The sequence below is a fragment of the Acinetobacter nectaris CIP 110549 genome, from assembly GCF_000488215.1.
Classification (GTDB): domain Bacteria; phylum Pseudomonadota; class Gammaproteobacteria; order Pseudomonadales; family Moraxellaceae; genus Acinetobacter; species Acinetobacter nectaris.
This window is the reverse complement of the sequence record NZ_KI530737.1, coordinates 57,852-64,961: the sequence shown is the minus strand read 5'-3', so window position 1 is coordinate 64,961 and position 7,110 is coordinate 57,852. Positions and strand designations below refer to the sequence as shown.

The following is a 7,110-nucleotide window of genomic DNA, read 5'->3' as shown; positions in this document are numbered from 1 at the left end:
CGGACGGTTTAAGCTTCAAAGATGCGAATGGTACATCTACAGGTCCAAGTGTTGGCAAAGATGGTATTAATGCTGGTAACCAAGTGATCAGCAATTTAAAAGATGGAACTGCACCAACAGATGCTGCGACAAAAGGTCAAGTAGACGCTGCAACGAATACACTCACCAACAAAGGTCTCAACTTCTCAGCAGACAGTGGCGACAATGTTGCACGTAAACTGGGTGATACCTTAAGCATTAAAGGTGGTGCAGATACCACTAAATTGACCAAGAACAACATTGGCGTGGTGTCTAACGGCAGTGATGGCCTTGAAGTGCAATTGGCAAAAGATGTGAACTTGGGCAGTGATGGTAGCCTTACCGCGGGCGATACAGTTGTGAATACAACTGGATTAACGATTGTAAATGGCCCAAGTGTGACCAAAACAGGTATTGATGCTGCTAATACTCGTGTGACAAATGTTGCTGATGGTATTAATGGTTCTGATGCAGTGAATAAAAACCAGCTAAATAATTTAGCAACAGCTGTTGATAGTAAGTTTAATGATCTTTCTACAAAGGGCTCTTCAACTTCAGATGCTTCAGGAAATAGTGTCAGTACGACAGCACAAGGTACAACCATTAAAGATAAAGATGGGAATACAAATACTGCAACAGCAACAAGTAATACACTTGCTGATAGTAAAGGTAATAGTAATACTTCAACACCAACAGGAAATACAATTACTGATGGTAAAAATACGACAACAACCACTGCTTCGGGTACAACGTATGGCAGTGCTGATCCAAAAGATAAATCAAGTACAAATATTGGTCAAAATGGCTTAAGTTTTACAGATGCGTCTGGTAACAAGACTGGTCCAAGTGTGACAGTATCTGGCATTGATGCAGGTAATGAAAAAATTACTAACGTGGCAGATGGTGCAGTAAGTCCTACATCGAAAGATGCTGTGAATGGTAGTCAGCTTTATACGGCAACAACTGATCTTACAAATAAAGGGCTCAACTTTGTTGATAATAATGGCACGGTAACACATAAGAACTTAGGTGAAACCTTAACCATTAAAGGAACAGGTCAAAAGTCGGATGATCAATATAATACTGATAACTTAAAAACGATGACTGATAGTAATGGTAATATTATTGTTGGCTTAGATAAAAATGCAACTTTTAGTAGTTTAAATGTAGGTGGTACAACAGTTAATTCAAATGGCCTCACAATTGTAAATGGCCCAAGTATTACGACTTCTGGTATTAATGCTGCTGGTACAAAAGTAACGAACGTTGCAAATGGTACATCTTCTAATGATGCAGTGAATAAAGGTCAGCTTGATGCATTAGCTACAAACATTAGTAACAGTGTGACAAATGTCTCTGATGCTAATGGTAATAAAGTTAATGTAACAAGTGAGGTAGTGAATACATCACCAAATAATAGTAATACGGAATCTACATTCTTGACTTATAACACGCAAGGGCAAGAAACGAAGGATCGTTTAACCATCGGACAAACTGTTCAAAAAATGAATACTGAGGGTATTAAATACACACATACGAATAATGATGGAACTTCAGGTGTATTAGGTGCGACAAATGACTCAAGTGCAGGTGGCGTTGGCTCAACAGCAATAGGTGTAAATGCAATTGTAAATACAGGTGCAGATAATAGTGTTGCACTTGGTAAAAATACATCTGCAGGTAGTACTGCAACAAACTCAGTTGTTATTGGTAATAATTCAAGTGTTACAGGTACTTCATCTGTTGCAATTGGGGATGGTGCTATTGCCTCTGGTAATCAATCAATTAGTGTTGGTACAGGTAATACTGTTACAGGTCATAACTCTGGTGCCTTTGGTGATCCAAGTACAGTGACGGGTAATGAAAGTTATGTGCTTGGTAATAATAATACTGTAAGTACTGATAATACATTTGTGGTAGGTAACAATGTTAAAACAACAACAGCAGGTTCAGTTGTTCTTGGTAATAGCTCAGCAGCAAGAACGGGTGCTGGAGTAAATGGATATGTACCAACGGGTGCAACTACAGTTGATCAAGCTGCAATAAATGCTACAACATCTACGACAGGTGCAATCGCTGTAGGTGATGCACAAAATAGTGTGTATCGTCAGATTACAGGCGTTGCTGCGGGTACAGCAGATAGTGATGCTGTAAACGTTGCCCAATTAAAAGCAGTAGATAATAAAATCCTTGCTTTAAAAACGCAGGGTAATACAGTTACTGATGCTGCTGGAAATACAAATATTAGTAATGCAACAGGTAATATCGTTTCTGGAAATACTAGCAATGGTGGTACAGCTACATCGAATACTTCTTCAGGAGGTACCACAGTTACAGCGAAAGATGCCAATGGTAATGTTGTAAATAATGCAAGTTACGGCGCAGCTCAAGCGAGCTGGTCTGATAACAAAGGCAACACAACAACAGCTCAACCAACTGGTATTTCTGTAACAAGTAAAGATAGTAGTGGTAATACAACAGCTGCAAACTATGGTGCGAATAGTGCTAAATATACCAACACTGATGGTTCGGGTACGACAGTAGGTGGTAATGGTATTAGCTTTACTGATAAAAATGGTAATGCAACAGGCCCAAGTATCACCGCTTCAGGATTAGATGCAGGAAATCAAAAAGTTACTAATGTTGCCAATGGTGCAGTAACAGCAACATCGAAAGATGCAGTAAATGGTAGTCAACTGTATTCTGTACAAAATCAGCTAGACTCATTAAAAACATCTGGTAACACTGTGACAGATACTGCAGGTAATAGTAATCAGACTATTGCTACTGGAAATACCATTAAAGATCAATCGGGCAATGTAAATCAATCAACAGCAACATCGAATACGCTTAGTGGTAAAGATACATCTGGCAATGCGGTTACTTCTACAACAACAGCATCAGGAACGAACGTTGCAACAAAAGATAGTTCAGGCAATGTGATTAATAATGCAAATTATACATCTACACAAGCGAGTTTATCTGATGCAAAAGGAAACTCTGCAACTACTACAGCAACAGGAACGACATATACAGGTGCAGATAAAACAAGCTCTACTATTAACAATAGTGGTTTAAGCTTTAAAGATGCTTCAGGAAATTCTACTGGGCCAAGTGTGACATCTTCTGGTATTGATGCTGGTAATCAGAAAGTAACTAATGTTGCAAATGGTGGAATCAGCTCAACATCGAAAGATGGTGTAAATGGTTCACAAGTGTACGCTGCAAATGCTTCTATTGCAGCAGCATTAGGTGGTAGTGCAGCAGTCAATGCAGATGGTACATTATCTAGCCCAACATATAAGGTTGCTAACAGTAGCTATAGTAATGTTGGTGATGCATTAACAGCTGTGGATAACCGCGTAGGAAATGTGGAAAACAATTTGAACCAAGCATTTGCTTACACAAATAATCGCATTAATAAACTTGAAGATAAACTTTCATCAGGTATTGCTGCAACCGCTGCATTGGAGCAAGCACCATATGTTGCAGGTAAATGGACATATGCTGCTGGCGCATCTTACTATAATAATCAAGGTGCAGTTGGTGCCACGCTTAGACGTACAGCAGATAATGGTCGTTGGTCTATGAGTGGTGGTGTTGCTGGTGGTAATAATGGTTCGCCATTATTCCGTGTAGGTATATCAGGTGTGATTGACTAAGTTATGAGTTGAATAGAGTATGAGACTGCTTGTTTTAAGTGGTCTCATATTTATTTTTCTATACTATTTCAAGAGTAAAACAAATGAAAAAAATAATAGCTACGTTATGTATAAGTACAGCATTTTCACTTACCTTTGCATCCGCTGCCGTAAAAGCAGAAAGTGTAGATACCACTACAGACACTTCTGAAGTTAAATTCCCCGAAATCAAAGACAGTTATTTGAAACAAGTTCCACGTTATGAATATGGGACAGTTGCAAATCTTTCAACAGGTCTAACGAAGGATCAATATCGTCATTTATTAGGTAACCCTCAATTTAATGAAGGGATATTTTTTGTACGTACTTGGAACTATGTTTTAGATATTCGTGTACCTAATACACAGCAATATAAACGTTGTCAGTTAAGAATTGATTTTGATAAAGATTACATTGGTAAAACTTTATATTGGAAAGGTGAAGAGTGCCAAGGACTCATGGACTGGGGAGTAAATAACCGCCCTGTTGTTGTACCTGTTCCAGTAAAACAAGAGGTTGTTCCACACACCGCTTATGTATTATTTGCATTTGATCGTTCAGATCGGCAAGCAATTGTTTCTAAGGAAGAATCTATTGAAAAAATTGCAAATGCAATAAAGAAAACAAATAGTCAAAGTGTGACAGTAACAGGTTATACAGATACAAAAGGATCGTATAGCTATAACCAAAAACTTTCTCAAGCACGTGCTAAAACGGTTGAGCAGCAACTCATTCAGTCAGGTATATCAGCAGATATTATTCATGTTGTAGCTGCAAACAAAACTAGTCAATTTGAGCAATGTAAAGGTGATCAACGTACAGTTGCGAAGCATGTATGTGAGTCACCAAATCGTCGTGTAGTTGTAGATTGGTAACAGTGATAAGTCAAAGTTATTGAATAAGATGGCTTTGACTTTTATCTTTCATAAAAAATATTTATCAATAATAAAAAAATATTCATTAAATTTTGATCTTTTATTCTGAAAATGAATGATATTTTGACTTTTAGAAATCCATACTGTTCTATAGAATGAAAAATAATATGATGGTCTCAATCGATTATAAATAAGTGATCCTTATTAGTTATGAGATAAACCATAGGTATATTTAGATTTTGGAAATACGCCTTTGAGTCTAAACGACTTATTGCTGGCTTCTTATGCAAGCTCACCCAACCTAAAATAGGTATTGCTACTTCCCATAAGCGTGATTTTCCATATCTATGATGTTACATGTCTATATTAAGTATTTGCCCAATACTTTTGCTATGGCATGTTTATATAAAGAAACATCTATAACTTACTTGTCACTCTTTGTATGAGACAGCGAACTGGCTAACTTCATACATATTACGTTTAGCCAGAGATCGTTACTCATCTCAAGCATAAAAATTGGAAAAACTCATGCCTGATTATCGTTCAAAAACATCAACACATGGAAGAAATATGGCAGGTGCACGCGGCTTATGGCGTGCAACTGGTATGAAAGATGAGGATTTTGGCAAACCGATTATTGCCGTTGTAAACTCATTTACTCAATTTGTTCCTGGTCATGTACATCTAAAAGATCTTGGTCAGTTGGTTGCAGAGCAAATACAAGAAGCAGGTGGTGTTGCAAAAGAGTTTAATACGATTGCTGTAGATGATGGTATTGCTATGGGGCATGATGGCATGCTGTACTCGCTACCATCACGCGACTTAATTGCAGACTCTGTTGAATATATGGTGAGTGCACATTGTGCAGATGCAATGGTATGTATTTCAAACTGCGATAAAATTACGCCAGGAATGCTCATGGCATCTATGCGTCTAAATATTCCTGTGATATTCGTATCAGGTGGCCCAATGGAGGCGGGGAAAGTAAAATTTAGAGGCAATGAAAAGGCAATTGACCTTGTTGATGCGATGGTTGTTGCAGCAGATGATAGCTATACCGATGAAGAAGTAAAAGATTTTGAACGTTCTGCATGCCCAACATGCGGTTCATGTTCAGGCATGTTTACAGCAAACTCAATGAACTGTTTAACAGAAGCACTTGGTTTGTCTTTGCCGGGTAATGGTTCAATCGTAGCTACACATGCTAACCGCAAAAAACTTTTCTTAAAAGCGGGCGAGCAAATTGTAAAAATTGCGAAGCGCTACTACGAAGAAAATGACGAATCTGTATTACCTCGTTCAATTGCAACCAAAGCAGCATTTAAAAATGCAATGACTTTAGATGTTGCGATGGGTGGCTCAACCAATACGGTATTACACTTATTGGCGGCTGCACATGAAGCCGAAGTTGATTTCACGATGGCTGATATCGACCAACTATCTCGCCATGTTCCTGTACTTTGTAAAGTTGCACCTGCAAAACAAGATGTACATATGGAAGATGTGCACCGTGCAGGGGGCATTATGGCAATTTTAGGTGAGTTAGATCGTGCTAAATTGCTTGATACATCGGTAAGTACAGTACATGAAAAAACACTTGCAGATGCGATTAATAAGTGGGATATCATTTCTCATGAAGATCCTGAAATTTATGAGTTTTATCGTTCTTCTCCGGGTGGTGTACCTACACAAGTTGCATTCTCACAAAATCGCTATTATCCAACTTTAGATGGTAATCGTGAAACAGGCGTAATTCGTAGTGCTGAGCATGCCTTCTCTCAAGATGGTGGTCTTGCTGTACTATTTGGAAATATTGCACTTGATGGATGCATTGTAAAGACTGCTGGTGTCGATGATTCAATTCTAAAATTTACAGGGCAAGCTCGTGTTTTTGAAAGCCAAGATGCCGCTGTTGAAGCGATTTTAGGTCATGATATTAAAGCGGGCGATGTGGTTGTAATTCGTTACGAAGGACCTCGTGGTGGTCCGGGCATGCAAGAAATGCTATATCCAACAAGCTACTTAAAATCTAAGGGCTTAGGTAAGGATTGTGCATTAATTACAGATGGTCGATTCTCTGGTGGTTCATCAGGTTTATCAATTGGTCATATCTCACCTGAAGCAGCAGAAGGTGGTGCAATTGGCTTAATCGAAGATGGAGATATCATTGAAATTGATATTCCAAACCGTAGCATGAATGTGAAAGTTGATGATGAAACTTTAGCAAAACGCCGTGTTATTCAAGAAGAGAAAGGCTGGAAGCCCGAAGAAGAAAGAAAACGTAAAGTTTCTAAAGCATTAAAAATTTATGCACAGCATACAACCAGTGCTGCAAAAGGTGCAGTAAGAACCCTGTAAGCTTTATATAGTATAAAATGAGACCGCTATGAGTACGCTTGTAGCGGTTTTTATTTATTAAACTAAACTTAAAATTCATTTTGTTGTGCAAATATTTCCGCCGAAATTCTTCATTTTTTGATAAACTTAGTATTCATCGAACAGAATAAACCTTAACTAAAATTGTTAAAGTTTGAATG

Annotated in this window: 2 protein-coding genes and 1 pseudogene; all 3 read left to right on the top strand. The window is 38.2% G+C overall.

The genetic code is table 11. The annotated features are described in order from the left end of the window. Positions 1-3,239, top strand: a pseudogene (locus P256_RS13045) (beta strand repeat-containing protein); the annotation flags it as partial. 524 nt (positions 3,240-3,763) lie between these two features. Then, positions 3,764-4,573 (top strand): trimeric autotransporter adhesin/peptidogylcan-associated protein TpgA, encoded by an 810-nt coding sequence (gene tpgA / locus P256_RS12435; protein WP_023274049.1) that lies wholly within the window; start codon positions 3,764-3,766, stop codon positions 4,571-4,573. A gap of 528 nt (positions 4,574-5,101) precedes the next feature. Then, a complete protein-coding gene (gene ilvD / locus P256_RS12430; RefSeq protein ID WP_023274048.1) occupies positions 5,102-6,931 on the top strand; it encodes a dihydroxy-acid dehydratase in 1,830 nt (609 codons plus the stop codon). The last annotated feature ends 179 nt before the right edge of the window (positions 6,932-7,110 follow it).